This window comes from Streptomyces populi (assembly GCF_002911015.1).
Taxonomy (GTDB): Bacteria; Actinomycetota; Actinomycetes; order Streptomycetales; family Streptomycetaceae; genus Streptomyces; species Streptomyces populi.
This window is the reverse complement of record NZ_KZ626939.1, coordinates 1-20,241: the sequence shown is the minus strand read 5'-3', so window position 1 is coordinate 20,241 and position 20,241 is coordinate 1. Positions and strand designations below refer to the sequence as shown.

The 20,241-nt window shown below is 71.1% G+C and carries 21 protein-coding genes and 1 pseudogene; 11 read left to right on the top strand and 11 right to left on the bottom strand.

The annotated features are described in order from the left end of the window. Positions 1–119 precede the first annotated feature (119 nt). Positions 120–293 carry a hypothetical protein gene (locus CW362_RS43880; protein ID WP_167455648.1) on the top strand — a complete coding sequence of 58 codons (174 nt, stop codon included), beginning with the start codon at positions 120–122 and terminating at the stop codon, positions 291–293. Positions 294–400: 107 nt separating this feature from the next. Here the strand turns inward: CW362_RS43880 and CW362_RS33635 are convergent, their stop codons facing one another. Both CW362_RS33635 and CW362_RS45535 read right to left on the bottom strand, forming a co-directional pair. Further along, positions 401–847 carry a hypothetical protein gene (locus tag CW362_RS33635; RefSeq protein WP_103553399.1) on the bottom strand — a complete coding sequence of 149 codons (447 nt, stop codon included), beginning with the start codon at positions 845–847 and terminating at the stop codon, positions 401–403. After that, entirely contained in the window at positions 844–1,674 is an 831-nt protein-coding gene (locus CW362_RS45535) for an ATP-binding protein (protein ID WP_103553398.1), read from the bottom strand. The genes CW362_RS33635 and CW362_RS45535 overlap by 4 nt, the downstream gene beginning before the upstream one ends. A gap of 260 nt (positions 1,675–1,934) precedes the next feature. Here CW362_RS45535 and CW362_RS33625 point away from each other — a divergent pair, with 260 nt between their 5' ends. The 3 genes and pseudogenes from CW362_RS33625 to CW362_RS33615 all read left to right on the top strand — a co-directional run. Beyond that, complete coding sequence (locus tag CW362_RS33625; RefSeq protein WP_103553397.1) at positions 1,935–2,795, top strand: helix-turn-helix domain-containing protein; 861 nt, start codon at positions 1,935–1,937, stop codon at positions 2,793–2,795. Continuing rightward, the gene (locus tag CW362_RS33620) at positions 2,796–3,074 is read left to right on the top strand and encodes a DUF397 domain-containing protein (protein WP_037624764.1); all 279 of its coding nucleotides are present in this window, start codon (positions 2,796–2,798) and stop codon (positions 3,072–3,074) included. A 143-nt stretch (positions 3,075–3,217) separates the two neighbouring features. Continuing rightward, a pseudogene (locus CW362_RS33615) lies at positions 3,218–3,442 on the top strand (SAM-dependent methyltransferase); the annotation flags it as partial. Between the two features lie 74 nt (positions 3,443–3,516). On the opposite strand, the gene CW362_RS33610 reads toward CW362_RS33615, so the two are convergent. The 3 genes from CW362_RS33610 to CW362_RS33600 all read right to left on the bottom strand — a co-directional run bounded on the left by CW362_RS33610 (position 3,517) and on the right by CW362_RS33600 (position 6,732). Continuing rightward, positions 3,517–5,010 (bottom strand): glutamate synthase subunit beta, encoded by a 1,494-nt coding sequence (locus tag CW362_RS33610; protein WP_103553396.1) that lies wholly within the window; start codon positions 5,008–5,010, stop codon positions 3,517–3,519. 266 nt (positions 5,011–5,276) lie between these two features. Beyond that, positions 5,277–5,756: an anthrone oxygenase family protein gene (locus CW362_RS33605; RefSeq protein WP_103553411.1), complete on the bottom strand. Its 480-nt coding sequence runs from the start codon at positions 5,754–5,756 to the stop codon at positions 5,277–5,279. Between the two features lie 280 nt (positions 5,757–6,036). After that, a complete protein-coding gene (locus CW362_RS33600; RefSeq protein ID WP_103553395.1) occupies positions 6,037–6,732 on the bottom strand; it encodes a DUF2293 domain-containing protein in 696 nt (231 codons plus the stop codon). A 140-nt stretch (positions 6,733–6,872) separates the two neighbouring features. Between CW362_RS33600 and CW362_RS33595 the strand changes: the two genes are divergently transcribed. Together CW362_RS33595 and CW362_RS33590 are read left to right on the top strand one after the other, a co-directional pair. Then, on the top strand, positions 6,873–7,514 hold the full coding sequence (locus tag CW362_RS33595) for a nucleoside/nucleotide kinase family protein (protein WP_103553394.1): 642 nt from the start codon (positions 6,873–6,875) through the stop codon (positions 7,512–7,514). A gap of 228 nt (positions 7,515–7,742) precedes the next feature. After that, positions 7,743–8,180: a CBS domain-containing protein gene (locus tag CW362_RS33590; protein WP_103553393.1), complete on the top strand. Its 438-nt coding sequence runs from the start codon at positions 7,743–7,745 to the stop codon at positions 8,178–8,180. A gap of 159 nt (positions 8,181–8,339) precedes the next feature. Here the strand turns inward: CW362_RS33590 and corA are convergent, their stop codons facing one another. Further along, positions 8,340–9,467, bottom strand: a complete 1,128-nt coding sequence (gene corA, locus CW362_RS33585; RefSeq protein WP_103553392.1) for a magnesium/cobalt transporter CorA — start codon at positions 9,465–9,467, stop codon at positions 8,340–8,342. A gap of 302 nt (positions 9,468–9,769) precedes the next feature. Between corA and CW362_RS33580 the strand changes: the two genes are divergently transcribed. After that, on the top strand, positions 9,770–10,564 hold the full coding sequence (locus tag CW362_RS33580; protein WP_103553391.1) for a methyltransferase domain-containing protein: 795 nt from the start codon (positions 9,770–9,772) through the stop codon (positions 10,562–10,564). An 85-nt stretch (positions 10,565–10,649) separates the two neighbouring features. Here CW362_RS33580 and CW362_RS33575 read toward each other — a convergent pair whose 3' ends face one another. From CW362_RS33575 to fdhA, 3 genes are all read right to left on the bottom strand, one after another. Next, positions 10,650–11,621 carry a carbohydrate kinase family protein gene (locus CW362_RS33575; RefSeq protein WP_103553390.1) on the bottom strand — a complete coding sequence of 324 codons (972 nt, stop codon included), beginning with the start codon at positions 11,619–11,621 and terminating at the stop codon, positions 10,650–10,652. After that, a complete protein-coding gene (locus tag CW362_RS33570) occupies positions 11,618–12,523 on the bottom strand; it encodes a pseudouridine-5'-phosphate glycosidase (protein ID WP_103553389.1) in 906 nt (301 codons plus the stop codon). The genes CW362_RS33575 and CW362_RS33570 overlap by 4 nt, the downstream gene beginning before the upstream one ends. Before the next feature lie 266 nt (positions 12,524–12,789). Further along, on the bottom strand, positions 12,790–14,022 hold the full coding sequence (gene fdhA / locus CW362_RS33565) for a formaldehyde dehydrogenase, glutathione-independent (protein ID WP_103553388.1): 1,233 nt from the start codon (positions 14,020–14,022) through the stop codon (positions 12,790–12,792). A gap of 185 nt (positions 14,023–14,207) precedes the next feature. Here fdhA and CW362_RS33560 point away from each other — a divergent pair, with 185 nt between their 5' ends. Continuing rightward, positions 14,208–14,570: a cupin domain-containing protein gene (locus tag CW362_RS33560; RefSeq protein WP_103553387.1), complete on the top strand. Its 363-nt coding sequence runs from the start codon at positions 14,208–14,210 to the stop codon at positions 14,568–14,570. A gap of 81 nt (positions 14,571–14,651) precedes the next feature. On the opposite strand, the gene CW362_RS33555 is transcribed toward CW362_RS33560, so the two are convergent. Continuing rightward, positions 14,652–15,206 (bottom strand): methylated-DNA--[protein]-cysteine S-methyltransferase, encoded by a 555-nt coding sequence (locus tag CW362_RS33555; RefSeq protein ID WP_103553386.1) that lies wholly within the window; start codon positions 15,204–15,206, stop codon positions 14,652–14,654. Between the two features lie 77 nt (positions 15,207–15,283). After that, complete coding sequence (locus CW362_RS33550) at positions 15,284–16,150, bottom strand: glycerophosphodiester phosphodiesterase (protein ID WP_103553385.1); 867 nt, start codon at positions 16,148–16,150, stop codon at positions 15,284–15,286. A gap of 280 nt (positions 16,151–16,430) precedes the next feature. Here CW362_RS33550 and CW362_RS33545 point away from each other — a divergent pair, with 280 nt between their 5' ends. The 3 genes from CW362_RS33545 to CW362_RS33535 all read left to right on the top strand — a co-directional run bounded on the left by CW362_RS33545 (position 16,431) and on the right by CW362_RS33535 (position 20,213). Continuing rightward, positions 16,431–17,303, top strand: a complete 873-nt coding sequence (locus tag CW362_RS33545) for an MHYT domain-containing protein (protein WP_103553384.1) — start codon at positions 16,431–16,433, stop codon at positions 17,301–17,303. Between the two features lie 39 nt (positions 17,304–17,342). Further along, positions 17,343–19,475 (top strand): excinuclease ABC subunit UvrB, encoded by a 2,133-nt coding sequence (gene uvrB / locus CW362_RS33540; protein ID WP_103553383.1) that lies wholly within the window; start codon positions 17,343–17,345, stop codon positions 19,473–19,475. Positions 19,476–19,634: 159 nt separating this feature from the next. After that, the gene (locus CW362_RS33535) at positions 19,635–20,213 is read left to right on the top strand and encodes a TerD family protein (RefSeq protein ID WP_103553382.1); all 579 of its coding nucleotides are present in this window, start codon (positions 19,635–19,637) and stop codon (positions 20,211–20,213) included. Positions 20,214–20,241 lie beyond the last annotated feature (28 nt).

The window sequence follows — 20,241 nt, the reverse complement described above, 5'->3', positions numbered from 1 at the left end:
AACCCGGTCCGCCGCGGTACCGCCTCGTGTCGGCTTCGTCTCAGTACCGTCACTGCCAGAGCCGTTCACCCCGCGGCGGGCGTTTAACTCTCCACAGCGGTGCGACAGGGAGGTAGAGGGTGAACGGGCGAACGGTGCTGGAGCGGTTTCCCGCCGGTGGACCCCGTGGGTCGTGGCCCGCGGAGGAGTTCGCGCAGGCGCGCCGTCAGGAGGGGCAGGCGGCGGAGGTCGTCATGGACCTCGCCTCCGACGCGTTCCTGGTCGTCGTGGGCGGGGCCGACGGCGTCGAGTGAGGGCGTGCGGGACCGGCCGCACCCGGACACGGGCGCCGTCACGGCGAACCCCGCCGACCACGGCGCCCGATGGTCCCGGCGCGTCCGCTCCGGCCGCGGGACGGGCCTCACGCGCTGATCGGACGTGACCAGGAGGGTGTCGTCCCCGTGATCCGGCACAGGGCCAGATACAGGGGGATCGGCGGAGTGTACGGAAGCATGCCATCCGGTTTGTGGATGAGCCCAGGAATCCGAGGTGAGTCCGGCACGACCGCTCCCGTGACGTAGTGGGCGGGCGCCGGCCACTCCAGGGCGACGTCGGAGTCGGAAGGAACGATCCACCACCAGCGCCCCGGTTCGGCGTAGACGCAGCCCGCGCGAGGCAGCCGTGACAGCAGCAGCGGTCCGAATCGGGCGGGCACCGACACCGCGTCGCAGCCCAGCGGCACTTTCATCCCCTCGGGGACGGGGAGACGCCTCGGCGGCCCGGGCTGTCGCCGGCCGCGGTTGATGCGGACCAGCGTGTCCAGGCTCAGGACCTGCGTCGCAGGACCCGCCGCAGACGTACGGCTCACAGGCTCTCCCGAATCCGTTCCCGGTCCTGTTCCCGACGCGGGCCGCGGTCCTGGCCCGGGTCCTGCTCCCGACGCGGACCCGGGACCCGGTCCTGGCTCCCGCTCCGGGCGGAGGAAGGCTGGGGGTTCCCCACGGTTCCCGCCCCCCAGGATCCCTCCGCCCCCGTACCCCGACCGTCGTTCGGGGGCTTCTTCGCGCTCCAGCCGAGGTCCGCCCGCGGACCGTTGTCCACGTGGGGAGAGCCCGGGTCGTGCCGGGCCTCACGGAGCCGACCGCGCGGTGACGGCTCCGGCCCGGCCCCGAACCCGGCGTCGAGCGCGTCCGGTTCGTGCCGGTGGCCCGGCTCGTGCCGGCCGTCCGGGGTGGCCGGGTCCGGCCGGGTCGCCCGGACGGTCTCGGCGGTGCTTTCGGCCCGGCCCGCCGGGCGCGCGATCTCCGCCCACACCAGCAGGCCGGGCCCGGTGTCCTGGGCCCCCCATGCCCTGGACACTGCCTCGACGAGAAGCAATCCCCTCCCGTGCTCCTCGTCGGGCCGCCGCGGGGAGGGGTGCGGCTCGCCAGGAGCGCACCCCTCGTCACACACGGCTATGCGCACCAGGTCGCCGACGTCCTGCAGTTCGCAGACGACGCGTTGCCCGGCGGCATGCACGATCGCGTTGGTGACCAGTTCCGACACCACGAGGGTCGCCGCGTCGCAGGTGTCCTCGCACACCGCCCAGCCGGACAGGCGGGCCCGGGTCAGGCGTCTCGCCCGGGCCACGGAACCCGGGTGTGCGGCCAGCTCGAAGCGGAACCGGCGCTCGGCGGCACCGGGGTGCTGCCCCATGGTGGCGCGGAGACCGGACCGGTCTTCGACGGCGTCTGTTCCTAACGGCGCGGACGGAATCACGCTTGCCACTATCGCGCCGCCGTGAACACTTGGCAAGACTCACTCTGAAAAATGCAGAGTGCCGTGTGACGCCGTGGGGGTGCGTGGCACACTGCTGACAACAGCAAGCCGAGCGGCGCCAGTTGGGATCGTCGAGGCGGACGAGGAAGACCCCGGACGGCGCCGACCGGGCTGCCCGGACTCAGTGGAGGTGGGGCGTGAGCGAACCGCGGTCCGCGCCGACGGTCGGTCAGGTCGTTCTCGGACGGCGACTGCTGGACCTGCGGGAGCGCGCGGGTCTCAAGCGTGAGGAGGCCGCGCGGATCCTGCGGGTCGCCCCCGCGACGGTCCGCCGGATGGAGACGGCGGAGGTCTCCCTCAAGATCCCGTACCTCCAGCTCCTGTTGAAGTCGTACGGCGTCGGCGACCAGGAGGCCGAGGCCTTCGTCCAGCTCGCGGAGGACGCCAACAAGCCCGGCTGGTGGCAGCGGTTCCACGACATCCTGCCCGACTGGTTCTCCATGCACGTCAGCCTTGAGGGCGCCGCCTCCCTGCTGCGCTCCTACGAACCGCACTTCGTTCCCGGCCTGCTGCAGACCGAGGACTACGCCCGCGGTGTCCTGGAGGCGGGGGCCATCGGGCAGACCAGGCCCGAGGACATCGAGCGTCACGTGGCACTGCGCATGCAGCGCCAGGACCTGCTCACGCGCGAGGACGCGCCCCGGATCTGGGCCGTGATGGACGAGACGGTGCTGCGCCGCACCATCGGCGGCCCCGAGGTGATGCGCGCCCAGATCGACAAGTTGCTCCAGGCCACGAAGCTGCCCCATGTGACGTTGCAGGTGATCCCGTACTCCTCGGGTCCGCACCCCGGCACGTACGGGCCCTTCGTGCTGTTCCGATTCGCCATGCCGGAACTCCCGGACATGGTCTACAGCGAGTACCTGACCGGCGCCGTCTACCTGGACGCGCGCTCCGAGGTGGCGACCCACCTGGAGGTCATGGACCGCATGGCGGCCCAAGCCGCCACGGCACATCGCACGAAGGAGATCCTCCGGGATCTCCGCAAGGAGCTGTGAATGGAACGCATCACGCCGGAACGCATCAACCCGCGAATAGGCGACGTGCGCATCTACAACGGAATGCCCGCCCGTGAACTGGGCAGCGAGGGCTGGCACAAGCCGTGGAGCGGTGGCAACGGCGGCAACTGCCTGGAGGCGATGAAACTCGCCGACGGCCGTATCGCCGTACGTCAGTCGGCGGACCCGGACGGTCCGGCCCTCATCTACACGCCCGGCGAGATGACCGCGTTCATCCAGGGTGCGAAAGCGGGAGAGGCGGACTTCCTTCTCTCCTGAGCGACTTGCTTTCTCTTTTTCCCGACTTTCCTGAATTTGGTTCTTAGTTGATCACTTACTTCGGCGCGGACTTACGGAGACCGGCATGACCGGACAGCCCCCGACCGGAATCGACATGAGCAGACCGCATCCCGCGCGGATGTGACTTCACCCCGGAGGAGTCGGCGGCGACCGAGAAGCTCAAGGCGGCGGGTGTCACCCTGGCGCTGCGCTCCCGCGCGGAGTTCAGCCGCTTCTTCGACGGCCTCGACCTCGTCGAGCCGGGTGCCGCGGTGGTCCACGAGCGGCACCCGGAACTCGGCGAACCCGTCCCGGGACAGGACGACGGGGTCGTCCCCGGCTACGGGGCGGTGGGACGCAAACCGTAGGTTTCTTACGAGAGTCGTACGAGGCGGGCTCTCCGGCCATGGGGCGGTGGTCTACGTGGTCATGAAAGGTGGTTCTACGCGGTCATGGGGCGGTCGTACGGTCCGATCGGTGCCGGCAGGCGCGAGCGGGCCGCTCCGCTGAGCGCCCGGTCCACCGCCGCGGCGACCGCCCGGCCCTCGGCGATCGCCCACACGACGAGCGACTGCCCGCGCGCGGCGTCCCCGGCGGCGTACACACCGGGAACGTTCGTGCCGAAGTCGGTGCCGCGGGCGATCGTGCCGCGCGGCTCGAGTTCCAGCCCCAGCTGGTCGATCAGGCCGTCGTGCGGGTCGGGGCCCGAGAAGCCGAGGGCGAGCAGGACGAGGTCGGCGGGCAGGGTCCGCCCGGAGTCGGGTACCGGGCGGCGCCGCTCGTCGACCTCGACGAGATGCAGCGAGCGCACCCGGCCGTCCGCGTCACCGTCGAACCGGAGCGTGGACGCGGCGAAGAGCCGGGCGTCCGCGTCCGCGGCGGGCGCCGTGCCCAGCGCGCCCGCCTCCTCGTGCGCGGCGGAGAGCCGGTAGATCTTCGGGTACGTCGGCCACGGGTCGGCGTCCTCGTCGCGCTCGGTCCCCGGCTGCGCGTAGATGTCGAGCTGGGTCACGGAAGCGGCTCCCTCGCGCACCGCCGTCCCCAGACAGTCGGCACCGGTGTCACCACCGCCGACGATCACCACGTGCCGGCCCGCCGCGGACAACGGGGAGACCTCCAGGTCCCCCTCGCACACCCGGTCGGCCAGCGGAAGGTACTCCATCGCCTGGTGGATGCCGGACAACCGCCTTCCCGGTACGTCCAGTTCGCGCCAGGCGGTGGCGCCGAGCGCCAGGATCACGGCGTCATAGCGGGCTTTGAGCTCGGCCGCCCCGATGTCGGTGCCGATCGTCGTCGACGTGCGGAACTTGGTTCCCTCCGCGCGCATCTGGGCCAGCCTGCGGTCCAGATGCCGCTTCTCCATCTTGAACGCGGGGATTCCGTACCGCAGCAGACCGCCGATCCGGTCGGCCCGTTCGTACACGGCCACCGTGTGACCGGCCCGGGTCAGCTGCTGTGCCGCGGCGAGGCCGGCGGGCCCCGACCCGACGACCGCGACCGTCCTTCCCGAGAGGCGGTCCGGTGGACGCGGCGGCGCGAACCCGTCCTCCCAGGCGCGGTCGGCGATGGCGACCTCGACGTTCTTGATGGTGACGGCCGGCTGGTTGATCGCCAGTACACAGCCCGCCTCGCACGGGGCGGGACACAGGCGCCCGGTGAACTCGGGGAAGTTGTTCGTGGCGTGCAGCCGGTCGCTCGCCGCCCTCCAGTCGTCGCGCGAGACGAGGTCGTTCCACTCGGGGATCAGATTGCCCAGGGGACACGCGTCGTGGCAGAAGGGGATGCCGCAGTCCATGCAGCGGTCGGCCTGTTTCTCGATGATCGGCAGCAGGGCTCCGGGAACGTACACCTCGTTCCAGTCCCGTATCCGCTCCCGGACGGGCCGACGCGGGTACTCCTGGCGCGGTGTGGTCATGAAACCCTTGGGATCGGCCATGGCCGTCTCCCTCATGTACGCGTACGGGGGGCGGAGCCGCACGACTGCCGGCCCTCATCGGCCGCGAAACCGGGCGGCACTCCTTTCCCGCCACGATACGTCGCCCGCGCACACGCCGCCGCCCCGGACGACGACGGGCCGGGGCCCGGACGAGGGCGGCCATGAGCGGGGCCGGGGGAGCCGGCGGTACCGCCGGGGGAGGGGCATCCGCCCACCCGGCCGGATGGGCACGGCCACACGTGGCGAGAGGGAGCGCGCCGTACGGCTCAGGTGAGGGCGAGCGCGTACGACACCGCCGCCGCGGCCGACGCGGCGGCGCGGACGTGATTCCACATCGTCCACTGGCGCACGAACGTGGGCCAGTAGGCGGCGGCCTCCGGTGTCCCGGGGTCCAGCTTCAGCAGCGCGTCATTGCGGGGGACGTTCGCCGCGATGGTCACTCCGAACGCCCCGAACAGATACAGTGCGCTGCCGAGCAGCAGCTCCACCGTCCCGTCGGCCGGCAGCAGCACGAACGTGACCACCGCCAGCACCGAGCACAGCACCGCGGACCCGATGAACACCAGCATGAACGGGGGACGGACCGCGGCGACGTTGATCGCGTTCATCGCGGCGACTCCCTGCGCCGGAGGCAACTGGGCGAGCGCTCTCATCACGAAGGTCGAGAACCCGCAGAACACCCCGGCCACCAGCCCGCAGCCGAGCACCCCCAGCAGAGTCAGCACGAAATACGGTCCATCGATCATGTCCACTCCCGCGTCGAACCGGCCGAACCCAGGATCCTGCACAGCGTCGACCGCCACCACAAGCGAAATCCGCTGTGCCGACAGCGGCCCCGGCCGGGCGCCCGCCCCCCCCGCACCGGCCCGCCCGTCACGCCCCGCCGACGGTCCCGTGACATCGGCGGGGCGTCCGTCCGCACCCGCCCGAGCATCCGCGCGCCCGGTCACTCACCCTCGCGCCCGCACCCCCGTGCCCCTTCACTCGCACCTGCACGGTGACCCCTCACGCCTGCACGGTGACCCCTCACGCCTGTGCGGTGACGCCGTCGCGCCACTCCCAGAGCCTCGTGTCCACCGCGGCCGTGATCCGGCGGCGCGCCTCGTACCGCGGCACACCGCTCATCAGCAACTGGTCGTACGGGGTCTCCGTGTGCCGTACCGACGCACGGACCGCCGCGGTCACCGCCGTCTCGGACAGCGCGCGGCCCGCCGGGCTCCGCCCGACCCGTCCGCTGCCGCGCACCGAGGCGTGTGCGGCGATCGCTCGTGCCCGGTCCGCGGGACAGTGCGGGAACAGCCGGGATATCTCCCGTGCGAACGCCTCCGTGAAGCGGACGTCCTCCGCCTCCCGGCGCCGCGCGTCCCGCGCCCGGCGCCGCCGCCGTGCCTCCGCGTCGGCCAGACAGCGTTCCTCGGCCAGGGCGAGCGCCGTCTCCTCGACCATGACACCCTGCCGCTCGTAGCGCCCCCGCCGCCGGTTGAACCGCACCACCACGGTCGACAGCGTGCTGCCCTCCCGTGATCTGCGCGTCAGCGCGGTGTCGCCGCGCGGCAGGAACACCAGATGCCCGAGATCCGCGCAGTCCAGACACCGAGGTGCCCCCTCCTCCAGCACCAGCAGCGGGAGCGGCCCGCTCCGGCACTCGACACAGTGCCGCTTCTTGAGCGGCTGGACGACGAGGAGTCCGTTCCGGTGCGGGGGGTCAGCGATCGGTGCCATACGCGGTTTCTTCCCCGGAGCGGCACCACATCTACGTCGTCGGATGATGCCCCGCACGATCCGCCCTCCGGCGGGCCGGCGTCCGCCGCGTCCGTTCGCGGCCCGCCGCGCCGCCCGGGTCCCTTCGGGCGCGCGGCATCATGGGTTCTGTGCGACTCGAAGCGATCACCTGGGAACGGCTCGGCGACCTCCTCGCCGATCGTCTGCTCGACCTGAAGCCGCAGGACGGCGGCCCCTGGCCGCGTGTCGCCTTCGACGGAGCACCGGCCGCCCGCCCCGGCGAACTCGCGCACCGGGTCTCCGAGGCACTGCGCGTACGCGGCCGTCCCTCGCTGGTCGTCGGCACGGAGGGCTTCCTGCGTCCCGCCTCGCTGCGGCTCGAACACGGTCACCAGGACGTCGAGGCGTACTACGACGGCTGGTTCGACACCGGAGCTCTGTGGCGCGAGGTCTTCGGCCCGCTCGAACCCGGCGGCGACGGCAGGGTCCTGCCCGACCTCCGGGACCCCGCCACCGACCGGGCCACCCGCAGTCCGTACGTCCGACTCCCGCCCGGCGGGATCCTGTTGCTCCACGGCCCCCTCCTCCTGCGTCACTGGTTCCCGTTCGACCTCAGCGTCCACGTGCTCCTCTCCCCGAACGCCCTCCGCCGCCGTACTCCCGAGGCGGAGCACTGGACCCTCCCCGCGTTCGCCCGCTACGAGAGCGAGACGGGTCCGGACACCGCCGCCGACGTGCTGGTGCGGGCCGACGACCCCCGCCACCCGGCGTGGAACGGCTGACCCGGGGCACGAAACGGCCGGGCGCGGCGGGGCCGTCCCCCGTCCTCCCGGCCCTCGCGCCGGTCCCTTCGCCCCGCCTCGGCCCGCCCGCTCTCGACACGGTCCGTGGGCCGCCCGGATTCACGGACCTCCAGGTGCGTGGCCCCTGGGGCGCGGCGAGAATATAGGGCGCCGGGACTAGCGGTGTGTTCCGCGCCGCGCCGGCCGTCCGGCACCGGGAGGTACTCCATGACCACCGCCGGAGACATCATGCACCGTGGTGCCCAGTGGATCCCCGCCCACGAGACCCTGGACCGCGCCGCCCAGCTGATGCGTGACCTCAACGTGGGCGCGCTGCCCATCAGCGACCAGAACGAACGCCTCTGCGGCATCCTCACGGACCGCGACATCGTCGTCGGCTGCGTGGCCATGGGCCATGACCCCGCACGGGTCACCGCGGGAGAGATGGCCCAGGGCACACCGCGTTGGATCGATGCCGGTGCCGATGTCGGCGAAGTGCTCCAGGAGATGAAGGGGCACCAGATCCGCCGGCTTCCGGTGATCGAGGACAAGCGGCTGGTCGGCATGATCAGCGAGGCCGACCTCGCCCGGCATCTCAGCGACGAGCAGCTCGCCGGCTGGGTCGAGAGCGTCTACGCGAGGGGCGGGAGCGGCGCGACGGGCTGACCCGCCGGTCCCCCTGCCCACCCGGCCCTACCGGAACGCGGTCCGATCCGGCCCCATCGGAACGCGTTCCGGACCCCACGTCGTACGTGGCGCGTTCTGGTCCGCCATGCCGGCAGCTTTGTCCGGCTGTCCGGCCGGACGCGCAGGGCGAGGGCCGTGTCAGAGCCAGCCATTGCGCCGGAATCCCCGGTAGAGGACGAGGCAGCCGACGGATATGACACCGATGACGATGGGGTAGCCGAACCTCCAGTGCAGTTCGGGCATGTTGTCGAAGTTCATGCCGTACACACCGCAGACCATCGTGGGGACGGCGATGACCGCCGCCCACGCAGTGATCTTCCGCATGTCCTCGTTCTGGGCCACCGTCACCTGAGCGAGATGAGCCTGCAGGATCGAGTTGAGCAGTTCGTCGAAGGCGGCTATCTGTTCGGTGACGCGCAGCAGATGGTCGGAGACGTCACGGAAGTACGTCTGTATCTCCGGGGCGATCACACGGGTCGGCCGGGTCGTCAGCTCCTGGACGGGCCGGGCGAGCGGGACCACGGCCCGCTTCAGTTCGAGGAGTTCACGCTTGAGCTGGTAGATGCGGCCCGCGTCGACGCGAGCGCCGTTCTCGGCGAACACGTCGGCCTCGACCTGGTCGATGTCCGCCTGGACGGAGTCCGCGACGCTCACGAACTCGTCGACCACATGGTCCGCGATCGCGTGCAGGACCGCGGCCGGTCCCTTGGACAACTGCTGCTTGTCGGACTCCAGTTCCTCGCGCAGCGGACCCAGGGAGCCGTGCCGTCCGTGCCGCACGGTGATGACGAAGTCCGGACCGACGAACACCATGATCTCGCCGGTGTTCACCACCTCGCTGGTCGACGTCAACTCCTTGTGCTCCACGTAGCAGACCGTCTTGAACACCGCGAACAGCGTGTCGCCGTACCATTCCAGCTTCGGGCGCTGATGCGCCTCCACCGCGTCCTCGACGGCCAGGGGGTGCAGGTCGAAGAGTTCCGCGATGTCCGCGAACTCCACGTCGGTCGGTTCGTGCAGGCCGAGCCACACGAATCCCTCGTCGCGCTTGCGGATCCGCCGCACGGTGTCGACCAGATCGCGGCCCTCGGGGATCCGCACGCCGTCCCGGTACGCCACACAGTTCACCACCGCGGAGCCCAGCGGAGACCGGGCGGGGTGACTCAGGTCGACACGACGACTCCGCCGTGTCAGCCGTGCCACTCTGCGGAGGCCGTCGACCGCGCCGAGAGCCGTCACCCTCCGCAAATTCCCTGCCATGGACATCTGGATCTCCTCGCGTGGATCTCCCCGGGCCGCACTTTGCGCCTGGCACGCCAGTCTGCCAGGCCTGATCGGACGCCGGAAAAGACTGTGGGAACGGAAGATTCCGTTCCGCTGTGCGGGCGACTCGGTGACTCGGACGGCTGGGGCCGCCCGGGTGGTTCGGGGGCCGGGACGCCTCGGCGCCACCCGTTTCACCGGCGGCGGCGTCCGGCATCGCCGGGACGGATCCCTCACATGACCCGGGTGCGGCCACGGGAGCGTCGACGATTCGCGACAAGCCACTCGACTGGGATGATCTGTCTATGACGCGAGCCGACGGGTATCTCCTCGACAACCAGCAGACGGAGGCGGGCCGGCGTTTCGAGGCCCTCGCCACTCTCTTCGACCCCACGACGTTCCGGCACATGGAGCGCTTCGGCGTCGGGTCCGGCTGGCGCTGCTGGGAGGTCGGGGCGGGCGGCACGTCCGTCGTGTCCTGGCTCGCCAAGAAGGTGGGCCCGACGGGGAAGGTCGTCGCGACCGACATCGACACCTCGTGGGCGGCTTCCGTGGCACGCTCACCGGTCGAGGTCCGCGTCCACGACGTGGGTGCCGAGGAGCCGCCGGGGGAGGGTTTCGACCTCGTGCACGCCCGGCTCGTCCTGGTCCATGTGCCTGACCGGGAGCGTGCGTTGCAGTCGATGATCAAGGCCTTGAGGCCCGGTGGCCGGCTCCTCGTGGAGGACGCCGACCCCGCCCTGCAGCCGCTGCTCTGCCCCGAGGAGCACGGCCCCGAGCAGCGGCTCGCGAACCGGCTGCGCCAGGGCTTCCGCGCACTGCTCGCCGAGCGAGGTGCCGATCTCGCCTACGGACGCAAACTCCCGCGGCTGCTCCGGGAGGCGGGACTGCGGGGCGTGGAGGCCGACGCGTACTTCCCCGTCGCCTCACCCGCCTGCGCGGCACTGGAATCCGCCACGGTCCGTCAGATCCGCGACCAGCTCGTCACCGCCGGCCTGGCCACCCAGGAGGAGATCGACCAGCACCTCGCGAACGTCGCCGAGGGATCCATGGACCTGGCGACCGCGCCGATGATCTCGGTATGGGGGCGCAAGAACTGAGCGACGGTGAGGGCGGGGAGCCGGGAGCCGCGGGCACGTCCTCGCGTGGTCGAGGCGTTCAGCGGTCCCGCGTCTCCTCTCCACCTTACCGTGGATCTTTCGCGGGAGGTCTTCCGCCGACCCGCTCCACCGCCTTCGCCCCGGCCGCGCATCCTGCCCTCGCCGCCTTCTCGGGCTCGGCTCCCCCGAGCAGCGCGGCGAGGAACGCGCCGGTGAACGCGTCACCGGCGCCCGTCGTGTCGCGTGGCGTCGCCCGCAGCGCCGGGACATGGGCCCGGACGGATCCGGCACGGGCGATCAGGGCTCCGTCACCCCCCAGCTTGGTGACGACCAGGGGGAAACGGCGGCTCAGCTCGGCGGACGCGTCGGCCGGACCGGGCAGCCCGGTCAGCAGGCACGCTTCGTCACGGCTGGGCAGCAGGACGTCCACGCCCGCGCAGAGTCCGAGGAAGCGGTCCACGCCCAGTGCGGTGAGGAACCCCGCCGACGCCGGATCGAGGCTCACCGGGACCCCACGCGCGCGCGTCGACTCGAGCACCACCGACACCAGCGCCCGGCTCGGCCCGGAGAAGAACAGGTAGCCCGACAGGTGCAGCCGCGCGACCCCGTCGAGCAGCGCGGGCGACCAGTCGTCCGGTGCCAGCCGCAGCGAGGCCCCGCTGTCGGTGAGGAACGTACGCTCCGCCGACGCGTCGCTGTCCACCAGGCAGACCACCGTCCCGGTCGGTGCCTGCGGATCGGTCACCAGGAGGGGCCGTACGCCGCTCGCCGTGAGTTCGCCCTCGTGCCACGCCGCGGCGTCGCGCCCCACCCGGCCGAGCAGCCGCACGTCGGCGCAGCCCTCGTGCACGGCCCAGCACGCGACGTTGGCGCCCGCGCCGCCCGGTACGGTCCGGACGGCGGCGACCGTGTCGGTACCGGCCGCCAGCGGTCCGCGGTGCCGGGCGACGACATCCGTGACCACGTCCCCGACGACGAGCAGAGCGCCTTCGGCGGGTCCGCCGACACCCGCCGGTCCGGCCCCGCCGGCCCGGGCCCCCCGGTCCGCGTCGCTCACGCCCCCGTCCAGGCGGCCGCGATCCGTCCCGCGAGGCGCACGTTGCCGCGTACCGCAGCCAGGTTGGCGGCGAGCGAGGCACCGTCCGTGTGCCGGACCAGATAGGCGAGCAGGAACGGTGTCACCGCCTGTCCGGTCACCCCCTCCGACTCGCACGCGTGCAGGGCCTCGGCGAGCACGCGCGCGTGCAGCGCCGGATCGAGCTGCTCCTCCTCGGGGACGGGGTTCGCGACGACGAGCGAGGAGTCGGGGGCGTGCAGGGCGTCCTGGGCACGCATCACCTCCGCCACCTGTTCGGGGGAGTCGAGGGTCCAGTCCACGGGGTGCCCCGAGTCGGACAGGTAGAAGCCGGGGAACCGGTCCGTGCCGTACCCGGCCACCGCCACACCCAGCGTCTCCAGCCGCTGGAGCGTGGCGGGCACGTCCAGGATCGACTTGACGCCGGCGCACACCACCGTGATCCGGGTGCGCGCCAGCAGGCCCAGATCGGCGGACTCGTCCTGGGTCACCGTCCACTCGCGGTGCACCCCGCCGAGCCCTCCCGTGGCGAACACCCGCACCCCCGCGCGGGCCGCCAGCAGGGCGGTCGCGGACACGGTCGTCGCCCCGCTCGCCCCCGCGGCCACCGCGAGCGGCAGGTCACGGTGGCCCAGTTTGCGGATGCCGTCCTCGTTCGCGACCCGCTCCAGCTGGCCCTTGTCCAGGCCGACGTGAGGCCGGCCGTCGAGCACGGCGATCGTCGCGGGTACGGCCCCCTCCTCCCGGACGGTCTCCTCCAGTTCGAGGGCGACCTGCAGATTGCGCGGACGGGGCAGCCCATGGGCGATGATCGTGGATTCCAGGGCCACCACCGGCCGGCGCGCGTCGAGCGCCTCCCGCACCTCTTCGGACGTCACGATCACGCGCCTGCCTCCTGTCGCCGGTCGACGTCTGCCGTCCCTGGATCTCTGGCGAGCGGCGCACCCGGCCAAACCCTCGCGGCCCCCGGCGTACGAACAGCGGCCCGGGGCATGACGGACAACCCGCCACGACTCGGCCGTGCCCTCGTGCGGGCCGCGTTCCGGACGCCCCGGCCGGCTTCCGCGGAACGGCCGGGCGGAGATGTCCCCTCCTCCACAGGGAGAAGAGGCGCTCCACGCGCGCGGGAGCACCCCTTCGACAGCCCGGGTCAGACAGGCCGTACGCCGGCCAGTGCCCCGTGGGGATCGAGGACGTACTTGCGGCTGGCGCCCTGGTCGAAGTCGGCGTATCCGCGCGGCGCGTCGTCCAGGCCGATCACGGTCGCGTTGACCGCCTCGGCGATGTGGACCCGGCCGTGCAGGATCGCCTTCATCAGCCCCCGGTGGTACCGCATCACCGGGCACTGCCCCGTGGTGAACCGGTGGCTCTTGGCCCATCCCAGGCCCAGGCGCACCTTCAGCGTCCCGGTCCTCGCGTCCTGGTCGATCCCTCCGGGATCGTCCGTGACGTAGAGCCCGGGAATGCCCAGGGCGCCGCCCGCGCGCGTGAGCCCCATCAGCGAGTTGAGGACGGTCGCGGGCGCCTCCTGGGCGTCCCGGCCGTGCGCCCGCGCCTCGAAGCCCACCGCGTCGACGGCGGCGTCGACCTCGGGCTCACCGAGGATCTGCGCGATCTGGTCCTCCACGGCGCCCTCGGAGACGTCGACGGTCTCGCAGCCGAAACTCCGAGCCTGGGCGAGGCGTTCGGCGTTGAGGTCCCCGACGATGACGACGGCGGCGCCCAGCAGCTGCGCCGACGCCGCCGTGGCCAGGCCGACCGGGCCCGCTCCGGCGACGTACACCGTCGAGCCGACCCCGGCGCCGGCGGTGACCGCGCCGTGGAATCCGGTCGGGAAGATGTCCGACAGCATGGTCAGGTCCAGGAGCTTCTCGCGCGCCTGGTCGCGGTCCGGGAACTTCAGCAGGTTGAAGTCCGCGTACGGGACCATGGCGTACTCGGCCTGGCCGCCGACCCAGCCGCCCATGTCGACATAGCCGTACGCCGCCCCCGGACGCGCCGGGTTCACGTTCAGGCAGATGCCGGTGTCGCGCTCCTTGCAGTTCCGGCACCGCCCGCAGGCGATGTTGAACGGCACCGAGACGATGTCCCCGACCTCGACGAACTCGACGTCCGGACCGCGTTCCACCACTTCTCCGGTGATCTCGTGTCCGAGGATCAGACCCGCGGGCGCGGTCGTACGGCCCCGCACCATGTGCTGGTCACTGCCGCAGATGTTGCTGGCGAGCACTTTGAGGACGACTCCGTGCCGGCACTTCCGGCCGACGTTCTCGCGAGCCACACCCGGTCCGTCCCGCAGTTCGAGCGTCGGGTAGTCGATGGTCCTCACCTCTACCGCACCCGGCTCGAGGTACGCGACTGCCCTGTTTCCGCTTCCGCTCATGCGTGATCGCCGTCCCTTCGGCCCCGTGATTCGGATGCCAGCGGCTGTTCGCGCGGCGGAGTCCGCTGCCGGCCGCGCGTCACGGCCGCCCTCCACGGAGGGACTTCCTCGAAGTGGCTCCGGCAGGGCCACGGGAGCGACCCCCGGCGCCCCTGGCGGAGGGCGAGCCCTTAAGGTGTCCGCTCATGACCGTGTACCCCCGGCCCGCGCCCTCATTCGCCGTGCACATTCCCGACGCCGAGCTCGATCCCGAGCCTCTGGACCCGGCTCAGATCGTCTCCGGCGAACCCGTCGTGACCGGCAAGGTCCTGTGGGAGTCGGCCGACGGCAAGCAGCTGCGGGGCATCTGGCAGATCACGCCCGGCGTGGTGACCGACACCGAGGCCGACGAACTCTTCGTCGTCGTCAGCGGCCGTGCCACCATCGAGGTGGAGGGCGGCGACGTCATCGAGGTGGGCCCCGGTGACGCGGCGTTCCTGCGCGAGGGCGACCGCACGACATGGACCGTCCACGAGACGCTGCGCAAGGCGTACCACATCAGTCTCTGACGGACCCGTAGTCTCTGGCGGATCCGCGGCGCGGACACTTCACCGCACGCACGCACGGACCGGTCGGTCCTTGCCGCGCTCTCAGAACAGCGGCTCAGGGAGCACGCCTTCGAGCGCCAGCAGCTTCCGCTTGGTCTCCAGGCCGCCCCCGAAACCGCCGATGCCGCCGTCGCTCTCGACCACCCGGTGACAGGGCACCACGACCGGTAGCGGATTCGAGCCCATGGCCACCCCCACGGCCTGGGCCGCCCCGGGCGCGCCGACCCGTTCGGCCAGGTCGCCGTAGGCCACGACGGAACCGAACGGCACGCCCGAGTTCAGCTCCCGCAGCACCTGGCGGTTGAACCCCGAGATCAGCGACCAGTCGAGCGGCAGGTCGAAAGCGTGCCGTTCTCCCGCGAAGTACGCCTCGACCTGGCGTATCGCCTCGGCCAGCAGCGGGGACCCGGGCGCCTCGACCGGCTCGCCGCCCAGACGGGACGCGAGTCGGCCGAGCGCCCTGTCGCGCACCGTGTCCGAAGCGTGGAAGACGACGTTGACCAGGCCGTGGGGCGTCGCGGCAAGGAGCAGCGGACCGATGTCCGTCCCGACGACGGACCACACGATCCGCTGCTCGTACCGCCCGTGGCTGTCCATGCGATCCACCGTACGGCCCGCCACCGACAACGTCCGGGGCGAATCCGGAATCCGTGCGCGCCCCGGACGACGGCGCGCTAGCGCAGAGCCGCGCGGATCACGTCGGGCTTGTTCGTGATGATGCCGTCCGTGCCGAAGCCCGCCAGGCGCCGCGCGGTGGCCGCGTCGTCCACGGTCCAGGCGAAGACCTTCATCGGACCGTGCGGACCGCGGAGCGCGTGGACCGCCGAGACGTAGTCGGACGACAGTGACCGGTGATCGGGGTTGATCCGGTCGGTGAACTCCGCGTACCGGGGCAGCCGCGTGACCGGAGGCGTCCCCAGGAAGGCCGTCGTGATGCCGGGCCGCAGCCGGTGCACGGTGCGGACACTGTCCGCGCTGAAGCTCTGGACGATCAGTCGGTCCCGCAGGTGCACCGGGTCGAGCCAGCCCTCGTTGCCCAGGAGCCTGAGCGTCTGCCGTTCGATGCCCGGGTACAGCTCGGGGTTCTTGATCTCCAGGACGAGCTTCTGGTGGTTGTGCGAGACACGTTCCATGTACTCCCGCAACGTCGGAACCTTCGCGCCCGCGAACCGCGGGCCGAACCAGCTCCCGGCGTCCAGGCGGGCGATCTCGGCCGCGGTGAAGTCCTTGACCTTCCAGGGGCTTCGGCCGGGATAGACCGTCTCGACGTCGGTCGTGCGCGCCAGTGAGGCGTCGTGGAGGACGACCAGCCGGCCGTCACGGGTGCGCTGGACGTCGTTCTCGACCCAGTCGAACCCCAGCCGGGCCGCGCGGTCGACGGCGGCCAGAGTGTTCTCCGGAGCGTAGGCCGAGGCACCGCGGTGGGCGACGACCAGCGGTGTCGTGATCCGGTCGCCGGCCTTGGCGTGAGGGCTGGGCACTATCGAAACGGCTCCCCCGAGAAGCGCGGCGGTCGTGGCGGCGGCAACGCGCGCGTGCATGCGTTCTCCTCGCGTCGAGCGATCACTGAAAGTACAAGACTGACAGCAGAGAGTCGACGGAGGGGGGAGGCTGGATGGCCGTGGATTGAATGGAGTTGCTCAAGTCCGTTCGCTGTCACCGCACAACTGGGGAGAGGTCGTGATTGTTTGCAGGATTATCGTTCGACCATTCCGGTGGGGGTCGTAATCTCTGCCTCAACCCGGTCCGCTCCGGCGGTTCGGGCCGCCGGGGGCATTTCGGACGGTTCCAGGAGCAACAGGGCGGGAAAGGCAGCCGCGCATGCAAGGCACGGTCGACGGCTTCACCTACGGACTCGTCACACCGCTGGTGGCGTATTTCATGGCCTGCCTGGGCGGAGCGCTGGGCCTTCGCTGCACCACCAGGTCCATGCTGGCCGCCGGCTCCTGGCGGGCCGGCTGGCTCGTGCTCGGCTCGATCGCGATCGCCTCCGGCATCTGGACGATGCACTTCATCGCGATGATGGGATTCACCGTCGAGGAGAGCCCCGTCCACTACGACAGGCCGACGACGTTCGCGAGCCTGGGCGTCGCCGTCCTGATGGTCGGCGCGGGGATCTTCATCGTCGGTTACCGGGGGGCCACGGGGTCGGCGCTCTTCACCGGAGGGACCGTCACCGGCCTGGGCATCGCCTCGATGCACTACCTGGGCATGGCCGGGATGCGGCTCAACGGAAAACTCGCCTACAACACCCTCACCGTCTCCGCCTCGGTCGTCATCGCCGTCGTGGCCGCCATCGCCGCCCTCTGGGCAGCCGGGCAAGTGCGTGGGTTCCTCTGGAGCGTGGGGGCGAGCCTCGTCATGGGGCTGGCCGTCAGCGGCATGCACTACACGGGTATGGCGGCGCTCAGCGTGCATCTGCACGGCCCGGTCGGCGGCACCCCCGCCGGGGACTCGGCGGCCGCGCTGCTCGCCCCCATGATGATCGGCCCCCTGGCCCTGCTCTGCCTGGCGGGCGTCGTGGTGATGTTCGATCCGCGGATGGTCGCCGGCAAGCCCGACCGGCGCCCCGCGGAGATCGGACGGCCGGGCGTCCCGGCCCGTCCCGGCTTCGCGCACCCCCCTCGCCGTCCGGCCGCCCACCCCGTGCGGGAGCGCGCGTACCGCCGCCCGCGGACCCCGCAGAACAGGTGACCGGGCCCGGTTGTCGGTGCGGGGTCGTACGGTGGATCCATGCGGCCCGTATCCAAGATCGAACGTTCGGTGGCGCCCTTCGAGGTCGTCAGTCACTTCCAGCCGAGCGGTGACCAGCCCACGGCCATCGCCGACCTCGAGAAGCGCATCCGCGCAGGTGAGAAGGACGTCGTCCTGCTGGGCGCGACCGGCACCGGCAAGTCCGCCACCACCGCCTGGATGATCGAGAAGCTCCAGCGCCCCACGCTCGTCATGGCGCCGAACAAGACGCTGGCCGCCCAGCTGGCCAACGAGTTCCGCGAGCTGCTGCCGAACAACGCGGTCGAATACTTCGTCTCGTACTACGACTACTACCAGCCCGAAGCCTACGTCCCGCAGTCGGACACCTACATCGAGAAGGACTCCTCGATCAACGAGGAGGTGGAGCGCCTGCGTCACTCCGCGACCAACTCGCTGCTGACCCGCCGCGATGTCGTCGTGGTCGCCTCGGTGTCCTGCATCTACGGCCTCGGCACGCCGCAGGAGTACGTGGACCGGATGGTCAGCCTCAAGGTCGGCGACGAGATCGACCGTGACGACCTGCTGCGCCGCTTCGTCGACATCCAGTACACCCGCAACGACGTGGCCTTCGCGCGCGGCACCTTCCGGGTCCGCGGCGACACCATCGAGATCTTCCCGGTCTACGAGGAGCTCGCGGTCCGCATCGAGATGTTCGGCGACGAGATCGAGGCGCTGTCCACGCTGCACCCGCTGACCGGCGAGGTCATCAGCGACGACAACCAGGTCTACGTCTTTCCCGCGTCCCACTACGTGGCGGGTCCCGAGCGCATGGAGCGCGCCGTCAACGACATCGAGAAGGAGCTGGGGGAACGCCTCGCCGAGCTGGAGAAGCAGAACAAGCTCCTGGAGGCCCAGCGCCTGCGGATGCGGACGACGTACGACATCGAGATGCTCCGCCAGATCGGCTCCTGCTCCGGCGTCGAGAACTACTCGATGCACTTCGACGGCCGTGAACCCGGCTCTCCGCCGAACACGCTGATCGACTACTTCCCGGACGACTTCCTGCTCGTCATCGACGAGTCGCACGTCACCGTCCCGCAGATCGGCGCGATGTACGAGGGCGACGCCTCCCGCAAGCGCACCCTCGTCGACCACGGCTTCCGGCTGCCCTCGGCCCTGGACAACCGTCCTTTGAAGTGGGAGGAGTTCCAGCAGCGCATCGGCCAGACCGTCTACCTCTCGGCGACCCCGGGGAACTACGAGCTGTCCCGCTCGGACGGCCACGTCGAGCAGATCATCCGCCCCACCGGCCTGATCGACCCCCAGGTGATCGTCAAGTCCACCGAGGGCCAGATCGACGACCTGGTGCACGAGATCCGGCAGCGCACCGAGAAGGACGAGCGCGTCCTGGTCACCACGCTCACCAAGAAGATGGCCGAGGACCTCACCGACTACTTCCTGGAACTGGGCATCCAGGTGCGCTACCTGCACAGCGACGTCGACACGCTGCGCCGCGTCGAGCTGCTGCGCGAACTGCGTGCCGGTGAGTTCGACGTCCTGGTCGGCATCAACCTGCTGCGCGAGGGGCTCGACCTTCCCGAGGTCTCCCTGGTGGCGATCCTCGACGCCGACAAGGAGGGCTTCCTGCGCTCGGGGACCTCCCTGATCCAGACCATCGGCCGTGCGGCGCGCAACGTCTCCGGCCAGGTCCACATGTACGCGGACAAGATCACCCCGGCGATGGAGAAGGCCATCGAGGAGACCAACCGCCGCCGGGAGAAGCAGATCGCCTACAACAAGGAGCGGGGTATCGACCCGCAGCCCCTCCGCAAGAAGATCAACGACATCGTGGCGCAGATCGCCCGCGAGGACGTCGACACCGAGCAGCTGCTCGGCTCCGGCTACCGCAAGACGAAGGACGGCAAGGGCGCCAAGGCTCCCGTGCCCGCGCTGGGCGGCAAGGCGGCCCGTGCCGCCAAGTCCGCCAAGGGCAAGGACGCCACGCCGACCGACCGCCCCGCGGCCGAACTCGCCCAGCAGATCGAGGACCTGACGGAACGGATGCGCGCCGCGGCGGCGGACCTCCAGTTCGAGATCGCGGCCCGCCTGCGCGACGAGGTGTCCGAGATGAAGAAGGAACTGCGGCAGATGAAAGAGGCGGGAATCGCCTGAGGTCACGCCGATGGCGCCGGACCCCGGACGACGCGCAGTGTGTTGCAAGACCGACACAAAGTCCGCCCCAGGGTTCGGCGCTGTCAGTGCCGCTGCGTAGGGTTCTGTTCATCCGCGGATCCCGCGGCAACAGGGGACAGTTCGAGAGGGGAACAGCGCGTGACGGTCAACATGACCAAGGGTCAGGCCATCAGTCTGCAGAAGAACGACGGGGGCACGCTGACCGCGGTCCGTATGGGTCTCGGCTGGCAGGCGGCCCCCCGGCGCGGCCTGTTCGGCTCGCGCACCCGGGAGATCGACCTCGACGCGTCCGCCGTGCTCTTCGCGGACAAGCAGCCCGTCGACGTGGTGTTCTTCCGTCACCTCGTCAGCGACGACGGCTCGGTTCGGCACACCGGTGACAACCTCGTGGGCGGCGCGGGCCAGGGCGGTGACGACGAGTCCATCCTCGTCGACCTGCAGCGCGTCCCGGTCCACATCGACCAGATCGTCTTCACCGTGAACTCCTTCACGGGCCAGACCTTCCAGGAGGTGCAGAACGCGTTCTGCCGCCTGGTCGACGAGACCAACGGCCAGGAACTCGCCCGCTACACCCTGGCGGGTGGCGGCCAGTACACGGCGCAGATCATGGCGAAGGTGCACCGCTCCGGAAGCGGCTGGCAGATGACGGCCCTCGGCACGCCGGCCAACGGCCGCACGTTCCAGGACCTGATGCCCGCCATCCTGCCGCACCTCTGAGCGGCCGACGCACACGCACACAGCGACA

Bases quoted from the DNA above. Each gene is read 5' to 3' on its own strand.
- CW362_RS33620 (WP_037624764.1), top strand. From the start codon at position 2,796: ATGGAACGCATCACGCCGGAACGCATCAACCCGCGAATAGGCGACGTG.
- CW362_RS33580 (WP_103553391.1), top strand. From the start codon at position 9,770: ATGACGCGAGCCGACGGGTATCTCCTCGACAACCAGCAGACGGAGGCG.
- CW362_RS33600 (WP_103553395.1), bottom strand. From the start codon at position 6,732: ATGGCACCGATCGCTGACCCCCCGCACCGGAACGGACTCCTCGTCGTC.
- CW362_RS45535 (WP_103553398.1), bottom strand. From the start codon at position 1,674: ATGGGGCAGCACCCCGGTGCCGCCGAGCGCCGGTTCCGCTTCGAGCTG.
- CW362_RS33595 (WP_103553394.1), top strand. From the start codon at position 6,873: ATGGGTTCTGTGCGACTCGAAGCGATCACCTGGGAACGGCTCGGCGAC.
- CW362_RS33545 (WP_103553384.1), top strand. From the start codon at position 16,431: ATGCAAGGCACGGTCGACGGCTTCACCTACGGACTCGTCACACCGCTG.
- CW362_RS33560 (WP_103553387.1), top strand. From the start codon at position 14,208: ATGACCGTGTACCCCCGGCCCGCGCCCTCATTCGCCGTGCACATTCCC.
- CW362_RS33590 (WP_103553393.1), top strand. From the start codon at position 7,743: ATGACCACCGCCGGAGACATCATGCACCGTGGTGCCCAGTGGATCCCC.
- corA (WP_103553392.1), bottom strand. From the start codon at position 9,467: ATGTCCATGGCAGGGAATTTGCGGAGGGTGACGGCTCTCGGCGCGGTC.
- CW362_RS33550 (WP_103553385.1), bottom strand. From the start codon at position 16,150: ATGCACGCGCGCGTTGCCGCCGCCACGACCGCCGCGCTTCTCGGGGGA.
- uvrB (WP_103553383.1), top strand. From the start codon at position 17,343: ATGCGGCCCGTATCCAAGATCGAACGTTCGGTGGCGCCCTTCGAGGTC.
- CW362_RS33555 (WP_103553386.1), bottom strand. From the start codon at position 15,206: ATGGACAGCCACGGGCGGTACGAGCAGCGGATCGTGTGGTCCGTCGTC.
- CW362_RS33610 (WP_103553396.1), bottom strand. From the start codon at position 5,010: ATGGCCGATCCCAAGGGTTTCATGACCACACCGCGCCAGGAGTACCCG.
- CW362_RS33605 (WP_103553411.1), bottom strand. From the start codon at position 5,756: ATGATCGATGGACCGTATTTCGTGCTGACTCTGCTGGGGGTGCTCGGC.
- fdhA (WP_103553388.1), bottom strand. From the start codon at position 14,022: ATGAGCGGAAGCGGAAACAGGGCAGTCGCGTACCTCGAGCCGGGTGCG.